General features: G+C 65.1%; 16 protein-coding genes and 1 other RNA gene. 10 read left to right on the top strand and 7 right to left on the bottom strand.

The genetic code is table 11. The features are described 5' to 3' along the window. Positions 1–79 precede the first annotated feature (79 nt). The 4 genes from Q8X39_RS15215 to gyrA form a co-directional block, all read right to left on the bottom strand. Positions 80–961 carry a prephenate dehydrogenase gene (locus Q8X39_RS15215; RefSeq protein WP_305750527.1) on the bottom strand — a complete coding sequence of 294 codons (882 nt, stop codon included), beginning with the start codon at positions 959–961 and terminating at the stop codon, positions 80–82. A gap of 76 nt (positions 962–1037) precedes the next feature. Further along, positions 1038–2168: a prephenate dehydratase gene (pheA, locus tag Q8X39_RS15210; RefSeq protein WP_305750526.1), complete on the bottom strand. Its 1131-nt coding sequence runs from the start codon at positions 2166–2168 to the stop codon at positions 1038–1040. A gap of 44 nt (positions 2169–2212) precedes the next feature. Beyond that, positions 2213–2860, bottom strand: a complete 648-nt coding sequence (locus Q8X39_RS15205) for a DUF2059 domain-containing protein (protein ID WP_305750525.1) — start codon at positions 2858–2860, stop codon at positions 2213–2215. Next, positions 2860–5532 carry a DNA gyrase subunit A gene (gene gyrA, locus Q8X39_RS15200; protein ID WP_305750524.1) on the bottom strand — a complete coding sequence of 891 codons (2673 nt, stop codon included), beginning with the start codon at positions 5530–5532 and terminating at the stop codon, positions 2860–2862. The genes Q8X39_RS15205 and gyrA overlap by 1 nt, the downstream gene beginning before the upstream one ends. A 275-nt stretch (positions 5533–5807) precedes the next feature. On the opposite strand from gyrA, the gene ompA reads away from it, so the two are divergent. The 5 genes from ompA (at position 5808) to Q8X39_RS15175 (ending at position 10253) form a co-directional block, all read left to right on the top strand. Then, on the top strand, positions 5808–6542 hold the full coding sequence (gene ompA, locus Q8X39_RS15195) for an outer membrane protein OmpA (RefSeq protein WP_305750523.1): 735 nt from the start codon (positions 5808–5810) through the stop codon (positions 6540–6542). A 172-nt stretch (positions 6543–6714) separates the two neighbouring features. Further along, a complete protein-coding gene (ubiG, locus tag Q8X39_RS15190) occupies positions 6715–7431 on the top strand; it encodes a bifunctional 2-polyprenyl-6-hydroxyphenol methylase/3-demethylubiquinol 3-O-methyltransferase UbiG (protein WP_305750522.1) in 717 nt (238 codons plus the stop codon). Beyond that, entirely contained in the window at positions 7428–8099 is a 672-nt protein-coding gene (gene gph, locus Q8X39_RS15185) for a phosphoglycolate phosphatase (protein WP_369538115.1), read from the top strand. The genes ubiG and gph overlap by 4 nt, the downstream gene beginning before the upstream one ends. Positions 8100–8112: 13 nt before the next feature. Further along, positions 8113–8473, top strand: a transfer-messenger RNA (tmRNA) gene (gene ssrA / locus Q8X39_RS15180). 127 nt (positions 8474–8600) lie between these two features. Continuing rightward, on the top strand, positions 8601–10253 hold the full coding sequence (locus tag Q8X39_RS15175) for a site-specific integrase (RefSeq protein WP_305750521.1): 1653 nt from the start codon (positions 8601–8603) through the stop codon (positions 10251–10253). Between the two features lie 632 nt (positions 10254–10885). On the opposite strand, the gene Q8X39_RS15170 is transcribed toward Q8X39_RS15175, so the two are convergent. The 3 genes from Q8X39_RS15170 to Q8X39_RS15160 are packed head-to-tail and all read right to left on the bottom strand — an operon-like array spanning position 10886 to position 12336. Further along, complete coding sequence (locus Q8X39_RS15170; protein WP_305750520.1) at positions 10886–11743, bottom strand: hypothetical protein; 858 nt, start codon at positions 11741–11743, stop codon at positions 10886–10888. Positions 11744–11749: 6 nt separating this feature from the next. Then, positions 11750–11965, bottom strand: a complete 216-nt coding sequence (locus Q8X39_RS15165; RefSeq protein ID WP_305750519.1) for a hypothetical protein — start codon at positions 11963–11965, stop codon at positions 11750–11752. Beyond that, the gene (locus Q8X39_RS15160) at positions 11962–12336 is read right to left on the bottom strand and encodes a hypothetical protein (RefSeq protein ID WP_305750518.1); all 375 of its coding nucleotides are present in this window, start codon (positions 12334–12336) and stop codon (positions 11962–11964) included. The genes Q8X39_RS15165 and Q8X39_RS15160 overlap by 4 nt, the downstream gene beginning before the upstream one ends. Positions 12337–12474: 138 nt before the next feature. Here Q8X39_RS15160 and Q8X39_RS15155 point away from each other — a divergent pair, with 138 nt between their 5' ends. The 5 genes from Q8X39_RS15155 (at position 12475) to Q8X39_RS15135 (ending at position 18119) form a co-directional block, all read left to right on the top strand. Further along, positions 12475–13164, top strand: a complete 690-nt coding sequence (locus Q8X39_RS15155; protein WP_305750517.1) for a recombinase family protein — start codon at positions 12475–12477, stop codon at positions 13162–13164. A gap of 166 nt (positions 13165–13330) precedes the next feature. Continuing rightward, positions 13331–14140 (top strand): hypothetical protein, encoded by an 810-nt coding sequence (locus Q8X39_RS15150; RefSeq protein ID WP_305750516.1) that lies wholly within the window; start codon positions 13331–13333, stop codon positions 14138–14140. Between the two features lie 713 nt (positions 14141–14853). Next, positions 14854–15165, top strand: coding sequence for a hypothetical protein (locus Q8X39_RS15145; RefSeq protein WP_407068017.1), 312 nt, complete (start codon positions 14854–14856; stop codon positions 15163–15165). 27 nt (positions 15166–15192) lie between these two features. Next, positions 15193–15648 carry a helix-turn-helix domain-containing protein gene (locus Q8X39_RS15140; RefSeq protein WP_305750515.1) on the top strand — a complete coding sequence of 152 codons (456 nt, stop codon included), beginning with the start codon at positions 15193–15195 and terminating at the stop codon, positions 15646–15648. Then, positions 15645–18119, top strand: a complete 2475-nt coding sequence (locus Q8X39_RS15135; protein ID WP_305750514.1) for a VIT and vWA domain-containing protein — start codon at positions 15645–15647, stop codon at positions 18117–18119. Before Q8X39_RS15140 ends, Q8X39_RS15135 begins: the two co-directional genes overlap by 4 nt. Positions 18120–18221 lie beyond the last annotated feature (102 nt).

The following is an 18221-nucleotide window of genomic DNA, read 5'->3' as shown; positions in this document are numbered from 1 at the left end:
CAAGGGCCGCACACGCTGCGGCCCTTCGAGGCGGGATCGGTCGGGGATCGGGGCGGTGCGGCGGCGGGGGTCGGCCGCCTCAGCGTGCGGAGCCGGGGCGGGCGTTCATCTGCCAGTTGCCGCGGCCTTCGGAGGCGTTGCGGATCAGGTCCTCCAGCGCCTCCTGGTTGCCCGAGCGCATGACGTGCTCGAAGGCGTCCAGTGCATGGCGCAGGCGGGCCAGCTGCTTGATGACTTCCTCGCGGTTGCTGGCGAGGATGTCGCGCCAGATCGCCGGCTCGCCCGCCGCGATGCGGGTGAAGTCGCGGAAGCCCGGTCCGGCCAGCGACAGGAACTCGCGCCCTGCCGGCTGGGCCATCACGGCGTTGAAGTAGGCGAAGGCCAGCAGGTGCGGCAGGTGGCTGACGGCGGCGAAGGCTGTGTCGTGGTTCTCCGGCGTCATGCGCAGGACCTGCGAGCCCACGGCGGCCCAGACGTCGGTGGCCTTCTGGACCAGCGCCGGATCGGTCTGCGGCAGCGGCGTCAGGATGACCTGGCGGTTCTGGTAGAGCAGCGCGTCGGCATGCTCGACGCCAGCCACTTCCTTGCCGGCGATCGGGTGGGCCGGTACGAAGGACACCAGGCGCTCCTTCAGGACCCGCCGGGCGGCGTCGACCACGTCGCGCTTGGTGCTGCCCACGTCCATCACCAGCGCGCCCGGCTCGATGCCGTGGCGGATGGTCTTGAGCGTGCCCTCGGTGGCGGCCACCGGCACCGAGATCAGCACGATGTCCGAGCCCGACACGGCCAGCAGCGCGGAGTCGGCCGACTCGTCGATCACGCCCAGGCGCTTGGCGCGCTCGACCGTCGACGGCGACTTGCTGTAGCCAACCACCCGCTTGACCAGCCCGCCGCGCTTGAGCGCCAGCGCGAAGCTGCCACCCATCAGGCCGCAGCCGATCACCCCCAGTTGCCGGAACATCGCCATGCCGTGCCGCCCGTCGTGCTGTTCTTGTTTGCGAGGAAAAGTGGACCCGTGCCAGGCGCCGATGATGGCGTCAATGCACGTCGATCGGGTAGGAGCCCAGGACCTTGAAGTAGGCGCAGACGCTGCGCAGCTCCTTCAGCGCGGTCGACACGGCCGGCGTGTCCGGGTGGCCCTGCACGTCGATGTAGAAGTAGTACTCCCACTGGTCCGAGCGGGCCGGGCGGGACTCGAAGCGGGTCATCGACACGCCGTGGTGCTTGAGCGGCACGAGCATGTCGTGGACCGCGCCGGGGCGGTTGATCACCGAGACGACCAGGCTGGTGCAGTCGTGGCCCGAGGCGGCCGGCGCCGGGTGGCGCTCCGGGTGGGTCACGATCGCGAAGCGGGTGCGGTTGTTGGCATCGTCCTGGATCGCCGGCGAGACCATGTGCAGGCCCCATTCGCTGGCCGCGCGGTCGCTGGCGATCGCCGCCAGCGTCGGGTCCAGCGAGGCCAGCCGCGCGCCTTCGGCATTGCTGGAGACCGGCCGGCGCTCGACGTCGGGCAGGTGATGGCTGAGCCAGCCGTGGCACTGCGCCAGCGCCTGCGGATGGGCGCAGACGGCGCGGATGCCGGCCAGCGCGTCCTCGCGGCGCAGCAGGTTGTGGCGCACGAACAGGCTGGTCTCGCCAATGATGAACAGCGGCGTGGTCAGGAACAGGTCCAGCGAGCGGGCCACCACGCCCTCGGTCGAGTTCTCGACCGGCACGACGCCGAAGTCGGCCGCGCCAGCGGTGGTCGCGCGGAAGACCTCGTCGATGCTGGCGCAGGGCACCCGAACCAGCGAGCTGCCGAAGTAGCCCAGCGCGGCCTGCTCGCTGAAGGTGCCGGCCGGACCGAGGTAGGCGACGCGGGTGGGCGTCTCCAGCGAACGGCAGGCGCTCATGATCTCGCGCCAGATCGGCGCGACGCTGTCGTTCTTCAGCGGACCCGGGTTGGCGGCCTTCAGGCCATCGATGACCTGGGCCTCGCGCTCGGGGCGGAAGACCACCGAGCCTTCCTTCTTCTTGATCTCGCCGACCGACAGCGCCAGCCCGGCGCGCCGGTTGAGCAAGGCCAGCAGCTCGCGATCCAGCGCGTCGATCTGCGTGCGCAGCGCCAGCAGCGCGGGGTCGACGGGAGCGGCCGGGGCCGGCGTCAGGGCGGAATCGTTGTCGGACATGGCAGGACCGGAAGTGGACACACCGGCCGGGCCGGCGCGCGGGTTCAGGGCTTGGCGGGCGTGCCGGCCGGTGCCGGCGCAGCGGGATTGGCGGGCGGCGCGACGGCGGCCAGGCGCTTGCCGATCACGCTGTCCAGGTCACGCAGCTTCGGCTCGATGGCGGTCCGGGTGTCGGCCACCAGCTTGTCGGTCAGCGCCTTCTGGAACTCGGGCAAGGTGAACTGGTACTTGCGGGCCACCGGCGATTCGAGCCACGTGACGAGCTGGCGCAGTTCCTCTTCGCTGAACTTCTGGTCCAGCTGGGAGCCGATGGTCGACGGTGCCGCCGCGACCGCCTTGTCGCGCACCAGCGGCAGGGCCGCGTCCATGTACTTCTTCAGGTCGCCCTGCAGGTCCTTCTGCAGCGCCTCGCGCTTCTCCGGCGGCACGCGGGTCTGGATGATCATCGAGACCTGCTGGACCATCGGCGCGACCGGCTGCTCGACCAGCGCACGGGCGATGGCCTCGATGCCGGGCTGCTGCAGCGTCAGCACCTTCTGGATCAGCGCCTTCTTGGCAGGGCTGGCGACGGCCGAGGCAGCGATCGGCGCGGCCGGCGCATCGGCCGCCAGCGCGGCTCCGACGCTGGCCAGCAGGCCGGCGGCCAGCATCAGGCGGGACAGGAGGGTCGACATGGAACGGTTGGGGGACATCAGGTGTTTTCCTCGCCGGTCGGGCCGGCGTCGCCATCGGGGTTGGGAGCATCGGCGCCCGTTTCGGAGGCCGGATCGTTGCTCGATTCGTTCGCATCGTTCTCGACGATGCGCTGCAAGCCCGACAGCTTCGCACCTTCATCCAGCGCAATCAGTGTGACTCCCTGAGTGGCGCGCCCCATCTCGCGGATTTCCGAGACCCGCGTGCGAACCAGCACGCCGCGATCGGTGATCAGCATGATCTCGTCGTTGGCGCGCACCAGCGTGGCGGCGACGACCTTGCCGTTGCGCTCGCTCTGCTGGATCGCGATCATTCCCTTGGTGCCCCGGCCGTGGCGGGTGTATTCGACGATCGAGGTGCGCTTGCCGTAGCCGTTCTCGGTCGCGGTCAGCACCGACTGGCTCTCGTCCTCGGCCACCAGCATCGCGATCACGCTCAGGCCGTCGTCCAGTGCCATGCCGCGCACGCCGCGGGCCTGGCGGCCCATCGCGCGGACATCGTTCTCGTCGAAGCGCACGGCCTTGCCGCCGTCGCTGAACAGCATCACGTCATGCTTGCCGTCGGTCAGCGCCGCGCCGATCAGGTAGTCGCCCTGGTCGAGGTCGACGGCGATGATGCCGGCCTTGCGCGGGTTGCTGAACTCGTCCAGCGCGGTCTTCTTGACGGTGCCCAGGGCCGTCGCCATGAACACGTAGTGATCGGCCGGGAAGCTGCGGAACTCGCCGGTCAGCGGCAGCACGACGTTGATCTTCTCGTCGGCCTGAAGCGGGAACATGTTGACGATCGGCTTGCCACGCGAGGCCCGTCCGCCCTGCGGCACTTCCCAGACCTTCAGCCAGTAGACGCGGCCGCGGTTGCTGAAGCACAGGATCCAGTCGTGCGTGTTGGCGATGAAGAGCTGGTCGACCCAGTCGTCGTCCTTGGTCGCGGTGGCCTGCTTGCCGCGGCCCCCGCGCTTCTGGGCGCGGTACTCGGCCAGCGGCTGGCTCTTGATGTAGCCGGTGTGGCTGAGCGTGACCACCATGTCGGTGGGCGTGATCAGGTCCTCGGTGCCGAGTTCCTGCACGTTGTGCTCGACCACCGAGCGGCGCGCGCCGACCTTGGTCTGGCCGAACTCCTGGCGCAGCGCGACGAGTTCCTCGCTGATGATGAAGGTGACGCGCTCGGGCTTGGCCAGGATGTCCAGCAGGTCGGCGATCTGGGCCATGACCTCCTTGTACTCACCGACGATCTTGTCCTGTTCGAGGCCGGTCAGGCGCTGCAGGCGCATCTGCAGGATCTCGCCGGCCTGGTCGTCGGACAGGCGGTAGAGGCCGTCGGCCTGCATGCCGAACTGCGGCGCCAGGCCGTCCGGCCGGTAGGCGGCGCGGCCGCCGGGGGTGTCGGACTCCGCACGCGACAGCATCTCGCGCACCAGCGACGAGTCCCAGCTCTGCGCCATCAGGCCGGCCTTGGCCATCGGCGGCGTCGGCGATTCCTTGATGATGCGGATGAACTCGTCGATGTTGGCCAGCGCGACCGCCAGGCCTTCGAGCACATGGCCGCGCTCGCGGGCCTTGCGCAGCTCGAACACGGTGCGGCGGGTGACGACCTCGCGGCGGTGCTCCAGGAAGATGTCCAGCAGCTGCTTGAGGTTGCACAGCTTGGGCTGACCGTCGATCAGCGCCACCATGTTGATGCCGAAGGTGTCCTGCAGCTGCGTCTGCTTGTACAGGTTGTTGAGCACCACCTCGGGCACTTCGCCGCGCTTGAGCTCGATCACCACCCGCATGCCCGACTTGTCGGACTCGTCCTGGATGTGGCTGATGCCGTCGATCTTCTTCTCGTGGACCAGCTCGGCGATGCGCTCGAGCAGGCTCTTCTTGTTCACCTGGTACGGGATCTCGTCGACGATGATGGCCTGGCGGGACCCGCGATCGATGTCCTCGAAGTGGACCTTGGCACGCATCACGACCTTGCCGCGCCCCGTGCGGTAGCCCTCGCGCACGCCGTTGATGCCGTAGATGATGCCGGCGGTCGGGAAGTCGGGCGCCGGGATGATCTCCATCAGCTCTTCGAGCGTGGCCTCGCTGTTCTTCAGCAGGTGCAGGCAGGCGTCGACGACCTCGTTGAGGTTGTGCGGCGGGATGTTGGTGGCCATGCCCACCGCGATGCCCGCAGAGCCATTGACCAGCAGGTTGGGCAGACGCGTCGGCAGCACCAGAGGCTCGCGCTCGGAGCCGTCGTAGTTCGGCCCGAAGTCGACGGTCTCCTTGTCGATGTCGGCCAGCATCTCGTGGGCGATCTTCGACAGGCGGATTTCCGTGTAGCGCATCGCCGCCGCGTTGTCGCCGTCGACCGAGCCGAAGTTGCCCTGGCCATCGACCAGCATGTGGCGCAGGCTGAAGTCCTGGGCCATGCGCACGATCGTGTCGTAGACCGCCGTGTCGCCGTGCGGGTGGTACTTGCCGATGACGTCGCCGACGATGCGGGCCGACTTCTTGTACGGCCGGTTCCAGTCGTTGTTCAGCTCATGCATCGCGAAGAGCACGCGGCGGTGCACCGGCTTGAGGCCATCGCGGGCGTCGGGCAGGGCGCGCCCGACGATAACGCTCATCGCGTAGTCCAGGTACGAGCGCCGCATTTCCTCTTCGAGGCTGATGGGCAGGGTTTCTTTGGCGAAGGACGTCATGAGATCTCGGGAAGGCCGACGTCGGACACGCGGTCCGGCACGCGGCGCAGGCAGGCGCGACCAGGCGAATCGATGGATTTTAGGCGCGGCCGACCTGTTGCCGTCCGACGACAGCTTTGCGCGCCGCCGCAACCGGGTGTTGCCACGTCCTGACGCCAAGAAGCCCTATGGCAGAATAATTTTTCAAGTCGCTTCGGATCCCCACGGTCTGCGTCAGACAGGCCGACCGAGCGCACGCCCATCGCCGCTCTCTGCGGTCCATCGAGAGGAAATCCATGAACAACCTGAGCAAGGTGTCCCTGCTGTTCGCAACCGTCGCGCTGGCCGCTTGCGGCACCGTCGGCGGCAAGCCCGAAAACGGCAACACGCAGAACGCTGCCGGCGCCCCCGCGTGGAAGAACGGCACCAACGAATACTGCTGGCGCAACGGTTTCTTCACCCCGACGACGGGCATCCAGGGTTGCGATGGCGTGCCTCCGCCGCCGGCTCCGGCTCCTCCGCCCGCTCCGGCACCTGCCCCGGCGCCTGCTCCGGCACCGGCCCCCGCTCCGGCACCTGCTCCGGCTCCGGCGCCCGCCCCGGCCGTCGTGCCCGTCCCGGTCCCCGTGCCCGCCCCGGCCCCGGCGCCCGTCCCGGCCGCACCGGTCAGCGAGAAGGTCACCTTCGCCGCCGACGCGTTCTTCGACACCGCCAAGTTCGTGCTCAAGCCCGAAGCCGCCGGCAAGCTCGATGACCTGGTCAGCAAGGTCAAGGGCATCAACCTCGAGGTCATCATCGCTGTCGGCCACACCGACTCCGATGGCTCGGACGCCTACAACGACAAGCTGTCGGTCAACCGCGCCGAAGCCGTCAAGAAGTACCTGGTGAGCAAGGGCATCGAGCAGAACCGCGTGTACACCGAAGGCAAGGGCGAGAAGCAGCCCGTGGCCGACAACGGCACGCCCGAGGGCAAGCAGAAGAACCGCCGCGTCGAGATCGAGGTGGTCGGCACCCGCACCCTCGCGAAGTAAGCATCCCGATCGCGCGCCGGGCGTCGTCGCCCGGTGTGCTTGATGCACCCCGAACCCCGCCACGGCGGGGTTTTCTTTTGGCCGCGACCGATCGGGCCGTCTTGACCCGATCGGCACGCGGCCCGGCCCTCGCGCCCTACAGTTGCGTCCACTCCCGCCAACCGACGACGCCATGCAAGCCAATGCCGACCCGAAGGAACTCGCCAAGTTCAGTGAACTCGCCCACAAGTGGTGGGACCCGGACAGCGAGTTCCGCCCGCTGCACCGCATCAACCCGCTGCGCCTGGGCTGGATCGAGCAGGTCGCCGGGCCGCTGGAGGGCCGTCACATCGTCGACGTCGGCTGCGGCGGCGGCATCCTCAGCGAGGCGATGGCCCAGCGCGGCGCCAACGTGCTCGGCATCGACCTCGCCGAGCGTTCGCTGAAGGTCGCGCAGCTGCACGCGATGGAATCCGGCCAGGCTGGCGTCGCCTACCGGCTGATCGCCGCCGAAGCCCTGGCCGCCGAGCAGCCGGGCCAGTTCGACGTCGTCACCTGCATGGAGATGGTCGAGCACGTGCCGGACCCTGCGGCCATCGTGGAGGCCTGCGCGCGTCTGGTGAAACCGGGCGGCTGGGTCTTCCTGTCGACGCTCAACCGGAACCTGAAATCCTTCCTGTTCGCGATCGTCGGCGCCGAATACGTGCTCAAGCTGCTGCCGGCCGGCACCCACGAATACGCCAAGTTCATCCGCCCGAGCGAGCTGATGCGCGCCTGCCGCGAGGCCGGCCTGACGCCGCAGCAGACCCGGGGCATGCAGTACAACCCGCTGACGCAGCGCTACTGGCTGAACGACGACACCAGCGTCAACTACCTCGTCGCCTGCCGCAAGGACGTGGACGCCTCATGACGATGCGCCGCCGCTGGGCCGCCGTGCTGTTCGACCTCGACGGCACCCTGGTCGACAGCGCACCCGATCTGGGCGAGGCCGCCAACGAACTGCGTCTGCGCCACGGCCTCGCGCCGCTGCCGCTGGCCGACTTCCGCCCGATGACCGGCACGGGCGCTCGCGGCATGGTGGGCGTGGCGCTCGGCATCGGCATGGACGACCCGCGCTTCCCCGCGATGCGCGACGAATACCTGTCGCTCTACGAAGCCCGCATGACGCGGCTGACCCGCGTGTTCGAGACGATGTTGCCGGTGCTCGATGCGCTCGACGCCGCCGGCCTGCCCTGGGGCATCGTCACCAACAAGCACACCCGCTACGCCGAGCCGGTCGTACAGGCCAGCGGCATCGCCCTGCGCAGCCGTGTGCTGGTCTGCGGCGACACCACTGCACACGCCAAGCCGCATCCCGAGCCGCTGCTGGAGGCGGCACGCCGCATCGGTGTCGCGGCGCAGGCTTGCGTCTACGTCGGCGACGACCACCGCGACGTCATCGCCGGCAGGGCCGCCGGCATGGCCACGCTCGCGGCGTCATGGGGCTACCTCGGCATCGGCGAGAAGATCGACGATTGGGGCGCCGATGCAGTGATCGATCACCCCAGCGCGCTCTTGAACTTCCTCTCGATGCCCTAAACTCTCGCTCTCTGGGGCCGACCTGGTTTCGACGTGGGTGCGGAATCGGAGCAGGGCATGCCGAGCACCAGTTCGCTCGTAAATCCACTGGAAACAAAGTAACTGCGAACGATTCTTCGTACGCCCTCGCCGCTTAAACACCGGTGAGCCTTGCAACAGATCGCCGATGGTCTGGGCTGGCAACAGCTGCAAGGTCATTCACATCGGCTGGTTCTGAGCCGGGTCACACGACGCAGAACGAGACTACGTGACTGGCGGCTATCGAAGGGTGCTCCTGCCCGTCGAAGCCGCGAGACTCAAATCAGAGAGCTACGCATGTAGAACTGCCTGAGGATGGCTTGCGGACGGGGGTTCAATTCCCCCCGGCTCCACCACTTTTAGGCAACCACTTCCGCAAGTGGTTGATTTTTAAGGGAATTTCGCGACAGCGGGTTCCCTGGAAGCGCCCGGTGTCCCAGTTGGATCTCCCAATCCAGCTGGTGCACGAGAGGCGCTTTCTTCATGGGCTACGGTGATGGACTGCGGCGCAACCGCTGCGGTGTGTGGTGCTGGCGCTGGGTGGTGCCTGCAGATGTGCGGGGCGCTGTCGGCGCGGTCGAGCTGTTGCGCTCGCTGCAGACGGCCAGTCGACGTGAGGCTGTCGAACGCTCACTGCCGCTGCGACAGGCCGCATCGGTCATGCTGCGACATCTGAGGTCGGGAAGCACCTTGAGCGACTTGGACAAGCAGACGAAGACGATCTTGCAGCTGGTAGCGCGGCGCAAGGCAGAGGCGATCGAGGCCGACGAAGAGGCAGAGCGGGAGGCGGCATTCGAGCGTGCGCAGGACGAACTGCGCAGGCGGGCGAAGGAAGCTGCCTTCCAAGACGGCATTGCCAAGCGCGACAAGGTGATCCTGCTTCTGCAGCAGAAGATCATCGGCCTGCAGGCAGGCGCGACTGCGTCGCCCTCCCCCGCTGTCCCTGTCGAGGTCGGGCCCACGCTCGCGGTCGCGATCAGCGAGTTCTCTCGCGAACACCGTGTCAGAAGCAGCTGGACCACGAAGACCGCTGCCCGGTGGGATGTGACCTTCAGGGCGCTGGCGGAGTACCTCGGCCAAGACCGCCCTGTGTCGTCGATCAGGCGATCGGACTGCGTGGACTTCTTCGAGCGATTGCAGCGGTTGCCCAAGAACGCCTCGAAGTACGAGGCACTGCGCGACCTGGACTTTATTGCCCTGACCGATCCGTCGATGACCGACGTCACCCCTATCGCGGCTGGCACGGCGAACGACTTCATGACCCGGGTCTCGTCGTTCTTCAAGTGGGTCAGCGTGCAGTACGGGATCGGCGTCAATCCGGCACAGGGCCTGCAGATCGCCAACGTAGAACCGACCTCGCGACTCCCATTCGACGAGTCCGAGTTGACCAGGCTGTTCAACGGTCGCGAGTGGGCGGCAAGGCGCTTCCTGCACCCCCACTACTACTGGATCATGCTGCTGGGCATCTACACCGGGGCGCGCCTGAACGAGCTGGCCCAACTGCGCATCATCGACTTCGTGAAGCTGACCGGGGTCGATGTGATCAACATCGCCGATGTCGGCGACGACGAGAACGTTCGACGCAAGACCGCAGCTGCGACCCGACCTGTCCCGATCCACGGGGAGCTAGTGCGGCTCGGCCTACTGCGGTGGGTCGAGCGGCAGCGCCAGAGTGGCGCGAAGCAGCTGTTCGGCGAGTTGAAGCCTGGCAGGGATGGGCATGGACAGGCAGTGAGCAAGTGGTTCCAGAGGTACCGCGACCGCTGTGGGATCACCGGGACCCAGGCGAAGGTCTTTCACTCCTTCCGGGCTGGCTTCATCTCGCAGTTGCTGAACGCAGGTGTTGCACAACACATGGTCGCCAACATCGTGGGGCACGAGACCGGCACCGTCGCGGGCGACGTGTACTGGACCGACCGCGACCCTGTCTCAGTCCTGGAAGCGGTGAACAAGTTCGCCCTGCCCGAAACCGTCCGGGCCCTCATCCCGAACATCGAGGATGTGAGCTTCGGGCCGAAGTCAACAACGGCCAAGAAGGCAGCGCCAGCCAAGCCCGTAGCCCGCAGATCGAAGAGGAAGGCCGAACCGGTAGAGACCCCCACAGATTCGACGAACGTCGATCCTGGCGCGATCTGACGCGTTTCAATGGACGGCTTGTTCTGCAGCACCGGGAGACCTCCGGAGCCTCTCGCTTACGAGCGTAGAAGTGCAATCCTTCTTCCTGGCCGGCGACGTTCTGCGCCTGGTGGGCATGAACGAGGTCTACAGCGCCAGCCTGGTCGAAGTACAACGTTCCTCGCCGGGAGCTGCAAAAAATTAGCAAAGGTGCCCTTCGCGATCACGGCCCCGTTCTAAGACCCCCACCCCCTCGCAGGACCAGGCCGGCGAGCTGGTGATCACCCGCAGGGATGCGGGTGATCGAGCGCGAGCCGGGAGCTGCACGACCAGGTCGTTGCATAGAACGCCCCGTGGTGATCGCGCTGCTGCTGTTGGTCTTGAGGGTTGAAGCTGGGCGCGTCGCGGCGCGGCAGGTCCGCAATGTCGGTCCCGCGAAGCGAGACCGACAGCGGTGCGCTGTGCGGCGTGCGCGTCCGTAGCTCATGCGCACACTGAAAGTGTGTACATCGCTTGTTAGGGGACGAAGGGGGCGCGCGTCGCGGAGCGGTTGCGCCCCCTTCGTCCGAAGTCGCTGCGCCCCCTTCTTGCTCGTGTTCATCGAGGTAAAACCCCCGAAACCTTCCGGGGGTGTACCCACCCCCAAAGCACACCTAGAGAGGCAGAGCCAGAACACGTTCAGCGGTCGCGCTGCGCTGCTCGATCCGCGCGATGTGCTGTGTGACCATCCGGCGCTGCATCGGCGAGTTCGTCATCGCGGCCATGCATTCAGCCGTGACTGATGCACTTCGTCCGCTGTGCAGGTAGAACCAGAGGACATCGATCTGCCGCTGCACGATGTCCTCGGCCGTCGTCACACCGCTCTTGTCGGGGTGAGCCACGGCGAAGGACATCAGTTCCTCGCGGATTCGGTCGCACCGCTCGCGCAGGACGCGGCGCGCGTAGTTCTGTTGGCGGTTGCCCATCACCAACAGCATGCGGCGCATGTCGTCGGTCAGCCCAAGAGCGTTGGCGACGCGATGCGGCTGCCCGGCGCTCATCCTGTAGACGAACACGACGGCCTTGTGCCATTGCTCGACGCCAGGCGCGTACCTGAACACCGGGCGGGCTCGTTCGAACAGCGTCAGATGCCCGGGATACTTGGTGACGACCCAGTAAACGTCAGCAGCAACGTTCAGGAACTCGTGCTGTCGCGAACACCGGGGGCCACGATCCCTCATCACGGGAGGGAGGCCACGAGCTGTCAGCTCACGATGGATGCCCCACGCCACAACCGCATCTTCGGCAGTCTTCAGACGGATCAGAAGTTGCTGGGTGCTGTCGGTCGGGATACGTCCGACAGCGCTTTCGTACACCCTGCGCTCGATGCCCTGGTGGGGAAGCGCCTCCCGCGCCTTGATCAGTTCCGAGAACGGCTTGATCTTGTCCAGCTCGATGTCCTCGGCTGGCGTCGGCGGGAGTGGACGCTGAGGCGCATGCGCGTTCGCGGTGAAGGTTTCGACTTCAACCACGGGCGGTCATGCGTCGAGCGGCTCGGTGGTGATCACGGCCGACAGGTCGTCAGCGCCAGCCACCTTCACCACGAACGTGGGTACGCCCTGGCGGTAGCCGGCGTGCAGCGTGACGCCCTCGGCGAGCTGGACCGGCGTGCCTTTTGCCAGAACGAGTTCGTCGGCGGTGGCCTGCGCGGTCGCGGTGTCGGTGAAGCGCACCAGGTCGAGCGGGGCGGTCATTGGGCGGCGTCCTGGTTCGCCAGCAGCCGGCGCAGGCCGGCGACTTCATCGGCGCGGAGGATGTGTGCGCCTGCGGTCATCTGGAGCGCTGCGGGCGGCTGGTAAGTCGGGTCGATGCGCTGCAGCTCGGTGATCAGGTCGTTCGGGCCGTACTGCTCGACGGCGTGGATGGCCTGGGTGCGCTGGTCACCTTCCTTGCCGGTGAGCCACCGGTTCAGCTCGGACAGCTCCTGCCGGTGCGCTCCCACCAGCTGGCCGACGATGACCGAGAAGGTCAGGCCGGTGTTCTGGGCGGTGAGCGTCAGCAGGTCGAAGTCGGCCTGGTTGAAGGTGACGAACTTGTTCGGACGTTGGGGGTTGGCGTTTGCCATCGGATGCACCTTGTCGGTGGAGTGAAGAAGCCCCGATTCTCGCATGAGCTATGCAACTTGCCAAGTTTATGCAAAGTCGGTGTACACTCCGTACCAGACTAACCGTCCGTTTGGTTTGGCACGAATAGGCTCAGCAGCATGAACACCCCCACCCCCCGTTTCGTCGCCTACGTCCGCGTCAGCACCCAGCAGCAGGGTGCGTCCGGTCTCGGCATGGAAGCCCAGCAGGCGGCGATCGCGCAGCACGTGAACCGCTGCGGCGGCGAGCTGGCCGGCGAGTTCGTCGAGGTCGAGTCGGGCCGTAAGACCGACAAACAGCGTCCCCAGCTCGCGGCGGCGCTGGTCCTGGCGAAGAAGGCGAAGGCCACTCTGGTGATCGCGAAGCTCGACCGCCTGGCGCGCAACGTCCACTTCATCAGCGGCCTGATGGAGGCGGGCGTTCAGTTCGTGGCGCTGGACATGCCCGAAGCCAACAAGCTGACGCTGCACGTCATGGCGGCGTTCGCCGAACACGAGCGCGAGGCGATCAGCAAGCGCACGCAGGACGCCCTGATGGCAGCAAAGTCCCGGGGCGTCGAGCTGGGCACCAAGGGTGGCAAGAACATCAAGGCCGTGAACGACGCTCGGAAGGCCGAAGGTCAGGTGCGCGCGGAAGCCATGCGCGGCGACTTGGCGGCGTGCGATGGCCTGAGCCTGCGGGCGGCGGCAGCATCCTTGGCCGCGAAGGGGCACAAGACCGAGAGCGGTTCGGAGTTCAGCCCGACCCAGGTACAGCGCCTGCGGAAGCGGCTCGGCCGCGCCGACCCGGACGTGCCTCAGAGGACTTGATCGGCGCATCGGGTACAAGGTTCGCTACGACCTGCTAGCACCCCTGCAGGTTGATGACCTCCGCACCTTGGTTTGGATGGGGCACGAGCTACTATGCGAGCGGCAGTTTATCGAAACTGCAAGCTCGACATAAAATCGTTCTTACCTAAGTTTCATGGAGGATCAGATGATCATTACCCGCTTGAAGTGCGCTGTCTCATTGTTCATTGTCTTCGCCATTGGCGGATGCGCATCCACCCCGACGACCACCAAGCCAGCCAAGGTCGCCGCACAGAAAGCAGCACTCCCTCCCATAGTATTGTCACCGGGTTTCACGGGGCAGTCGTGCAAAAACACGCTTGCGGAGATGCGTAGAATCGCACCTCCTCGCGATCAATTCGAGAAGACATCGGACTACGATGCACGAATCAAAGCCTCACTCAACGCAGCAAACATTGCAGGACAGCAACTTAATGCGCCGATGATATTCTTGAATGGGGCGCTGACCAAATATGCCATTAAGTACGATGCAGACAGCGAGACACTTCGTGTCTCGATGGAAACGGAAAGCGCACTTTACTCGATCGGGACGAGCTACGCCAAACTGCGCACCTTGATTGTAGACAGAACAACCAAGATGTCAGAATATACGGGCTCCAATGCGTTTGGAGCCACAAAGACCATTACCAAGACCGAGAACGAAATTTGTGGCGTTGCGCTCACCAATTCAAGGAGTTACTGGCCGGACGGCGATGCCATCCAGCTCAAAGCTTCTGCTACTCAAGCGCGAAATATACTCCAGAACGCTGGTATGGCATTAGAGATTCAACTCTCACCCCCATACACCGCATATCATCTTTCAGGAGTGAGCCCAAAGATTGACTTCCCTTACGAGTCAACGACCTCAGGAAATGTATTGGTCGGCCAGGTCATTCGAATCGTGCTATTTGACAAGGTCACAGGTCAAGTGTTCGTAGACCATCCTTGGCCAAACTGATCAGCCTTCGTAGTCGCGATTATCGTGGCCTCGCTCGCACTGCGAGTAGGCCATGATTGATTTCTCCGGCGCGTGCCCGCCGACAAATCAAGTGCATCGAAGGAGCCGCCGAGCAAGCCTTCGCAATTCACGCTGTGAGTGCTGGCCAATCTGTGGGTGGTGCGCTGAAAAACGGCGGAAGCCCACTGTTATCGACATCGAGCGCCCACTTGCCGAGTGGGTAAGTGGATTAAAGAAGCTGTTGGCGGTCCACATAGTCAAACTTGCCGGAGGCGCGGGCGTGTGGATCGTGCAGATGTCGTCGCCCGACGATGGCCGCGTGCGCGCATTCCCAGCTGCGCCGATTGAACAGACTGCACGCATCGATTTGGGAACTGAACCTGCGTCCGAGTCTAGGAATTGAACCGCTACGGACGGCACCCCTACAGCCGTGCCACACTCAGGTGTCCCAATTGGGACTCCGGTCACGAGGTCGTGGCAGAGGGCCAGAGAGGGCACGAAGGCGCTGAAAATGGTGTGTTCGCCTCCCCCCGGCTCCACCAATACAGGGTCCAGCAAGGACCAACGAAGTGCAGAAGGCCTAAGTGAATCAATCACTTAGGCCTTTTTTTCGTCCATGGCAGCCCAAGGAAGCGCGCCGACTTTCGGCCCGCGATGCAGGAACTTCCGCAGGAACTCCACGATCCGGATCCCTGCACCAGAAAAGTTCCGGCATGGTCCGCGACCTCATCCCCGGCGACGTCACGATCCGGAGCATCAAGCCGGGCGCCCCCCGCATGCGGCTCAGCGATGGCGACGACATGACCGCCACCGGCTTCCGTGCCATGGCCCGGACCCTGGCGGCCGAACGCCTGGGCATCGCGCCCGAGGTCATCGCCGCGCAGTTGGCGCACGCGGTGCCGGATGCCCTGGGGCGGGCCTGCAACCGCACGCAGTACCTCGACCCGCGGCGCGACATGATGACCCGATGGGTTCCCCCAGGGGCAGTGCGGCTGCTGATCTTGACAATTAAGACAGTTGCATAAATGCAGTTCAGGTGTTTCAATCTGCCCATGAACACGGATTCAGCGTCGTCGACACCAAGCTACCCACTGGCCGACCTGTGTGTGCTCGCCGACTTGCCGCCCCGGACGGTTCGCTATTACGTGCAGATTGGATTGGTTGATCGTCCCGTGGGAGAGACCCGAGCCGCGCGCTATGGCGCCAAGCAGCTGGAGCAACTGTTGCTGATCAAGAAGTGGACGGCGGCCGGGCTGTCTTTGGATCGGATTCGGGAGCTGCTGCGTGGCGAGCAAAACCCGGTACCACCTCGGGCGCGAGCCGTTGGTTCGGTCGAGGTGCGAAGCCATCTGATGGTGGCCGACGGTGTGGACGTGGTGATCGAACCAGGGCGTGCGGGCCTGTCACCCGAGCAGGTGCGCCAGTTCATCAAGGGTGTGATGGCGGTATTCGCTCAGGTCAGTGGCGCAGATCCGGTGCCGTTGGCTGATGCAAAGAGCAAGACATGAAAGGCAAGAACATGGACCAGCGTGAGTGCGCGCGTTTGGAGACGCGGGACGGACAAGCGGTGAACTTGATCGGGGTCAGGCTTTCAGGAGACCTGCGCGGTCTGATGTTTGAGGCGCGCATCGAACAGCGCTTTTGCAACCCCGTCGACAAGAACGTGGAGCTTGTCTACAGCTTCCCCTTGCCTTGGGGTGCCGTCTTGCTGGGCGTTGACGTTGTCTTGGGAAACAAGCGCCTGACGGGCGCGGTCGTCGAGAAGAAGAAGGCCGAAGCGCACTACGAGGAAGCCATCTCGGAGGGAGATGCCGTGATCATGCTTGAGAAGAACCGTGATCACAGCTACAGCCTGAACCTGGGCAATCTCGCCGCCCGTGAGCATGGCGCCATCACGCTGCGCTATGACCAGACGCTGCAGTTCGAACAACGCGGCCTGCGGCTGCTCATCCCGACGGTGATTGCGCCCCGCTACGGCAATGCGCAGCACGACGGCGGCCTGATGCCGCACCAGGAACCCAGCCACAGCCTGACGGCAGATCATCTGTTTGAACTTGAGCTTCGGCTTCATGGCGAGCTCGCGCAGTCACGTGTGGCCTCACCCAGCCACCCGGTGGGTGTTGCACACGGAAACTCCGATCAAGGCAGTATGCTGACCGTGTCATTGGCGCGCCGCGAATCTCTGGACCGAGACTTTGCGCTGGTCGTCGATCAGCCAGCGCACGACTCGGTGGCGATTGCTGCTCAAGATTGCGTAGTTCCCAGTCGCGTGGCGATCCTGGCCAGCTTTTGCCCTCGTATTCGCGCGCAAGGCATCCCCTCAACGGTCGTCAAGATCTTGGTCGATTGCTCCGGATCGATGGCGGGTGACAGCATCGACGCCGCAAAGCGGGCCTTGCAAGCCATCGTTCGGCAATTCGGTGCCGATGACTGCTTTTCTTTGTCTCGGTTCGGCAGCACCGTGGAGCACCGCTCGCGCGGCCTGTGGAAGGCGACTGACACGACAAAACTCGCCGCCCAGCGATGGGTTGGCGCGTTGAAAGCCGATTTGGGTGGCACCGAGATGGAGGCGGCTCTGTCATCGACCTTTTCCTTGGCCCAACCGGTCAGCAGTGACATTCTGCTGGTGACCGATGGGGAAATCAGCGCGATCGAGCGCACCATCGAGTCGGCCAAACACTCCGGACATCGCTTGTTCGTCGTGGGTATTGGCAGCAGCCCAGCCGAGACCCACCTGCGTCGCCTGGCCGAGGCCACCGGCGGTGCCTGTGACTTTGTGGTGCCTGGCGAGGCGGTGGAACCCGCCGTCCTGCGAATGTTTGCGCGCTTGAGGTCGCCTCGACTGGCGGATTTGAGCCTTGAATGGCCTGCGGGCGTGGTTCCCGAGTGGGTGTCGCCGCTGCTGCCCTCGGTGTTTGATGGCGACACCGTGAACGCTTTTGCGTTGTTTGGGCAGTTGCCGACAGGTGAAGTACGGCTGTTGGGCAGACGTTCGGACGACGACATGCCGCGGGAGATCGGCACGGCGACCCTCCCGAGTCGGTTGGACGTGGCAGACACGCTGTCGCGAATGGCGGCGTCGGTGCATTTCCACTCGGCCGGCAACAACATCTCGATCGGTCAGCCGGTTGATGCGACCCGGCTGGCCGTTGACTATCAATTGGTGACCGACAAGACCAACTTCCTGCTGGTTCACGAACGACCGGACGGCGAAAAAGCGATCGATATGCCAGAGCTTCAAAAAATCAATCAAATGGTGCCGGCTGGATGGGCTGGCACGGGGACGGCGATGTTCTCTCGCAGTGCCGTTTTCCATGAAACACGGGTTGTCGACGATCAAACGTCCGGGTCGCTCGACTGGAACGATGGAAACGCGCTGCCTGTCCCTGCCGTGTTCAGGACGGTGCGTGAGCCATCTGCCAAATTCTGTTTGATCGATGAAATAACCATACCGGCCTTCCTGCGCAAACGCGACCAGATCATCGACCAACAGGACCGGCGATATTGGACTGAGTCAGAGCACGACTCAGGTCTGACGCCCCTCGGGGTCAGCGAGTGGCTGCGCATCACACCCGCGTCTGAATGGCCAACAACCTACATGGGGTTGCGGCAGATGGGCGTAGGCGAATGGCTGGTTGAATGGCTTGAGCTTGTGATGGCCAGCCGCCAGGACACGCCGTATCCCGAGCCCAAAGTGGTCGAGGCCTTCTTGTACCTGCTGTCCAGGCGAGATACCCATGAAGCACTGGTGAAGTCCGAAGGCCTACTCGGCGCCCTTGAGTCCACGGTACTGCGACTTCGCGGCATCTTCGCTGGTGAGCCGGATGACAGGTCAGTCGGCATCAATGGGGTCTTGGTCGAAGCGATGGCGGCAGTCTTGGATGGAATGACAGCCAGTGCGTGGCCCGATCGGGTGTTTTCCATGGGTGGTGCGGTTGACGAGGTATGCGATGCCAGAGAACCCGCAACGATCGCTTGATCTCAACAAGCCATCTTCTGGACCCCGCGCTGAGTGGTTGGGAGAAGACGGCCGTCCCGGTCGTGTTGGCTTTCGAGCGGACCCAGATGGTGAAGGCCATCA

Source organism: Leptothrix discophora (genome assembly GCF_030705305.1).
Lineage (GTDB): Bacteria > Pseudomonadota > Gammaproteobacteria > Burkholderiales > Burkholderiaceae_C > Sphaerotilus > Sphaerotilus discophorus.
This window is presented reverse-complemented; position numbering and strand designations above follow the sequence as displayed.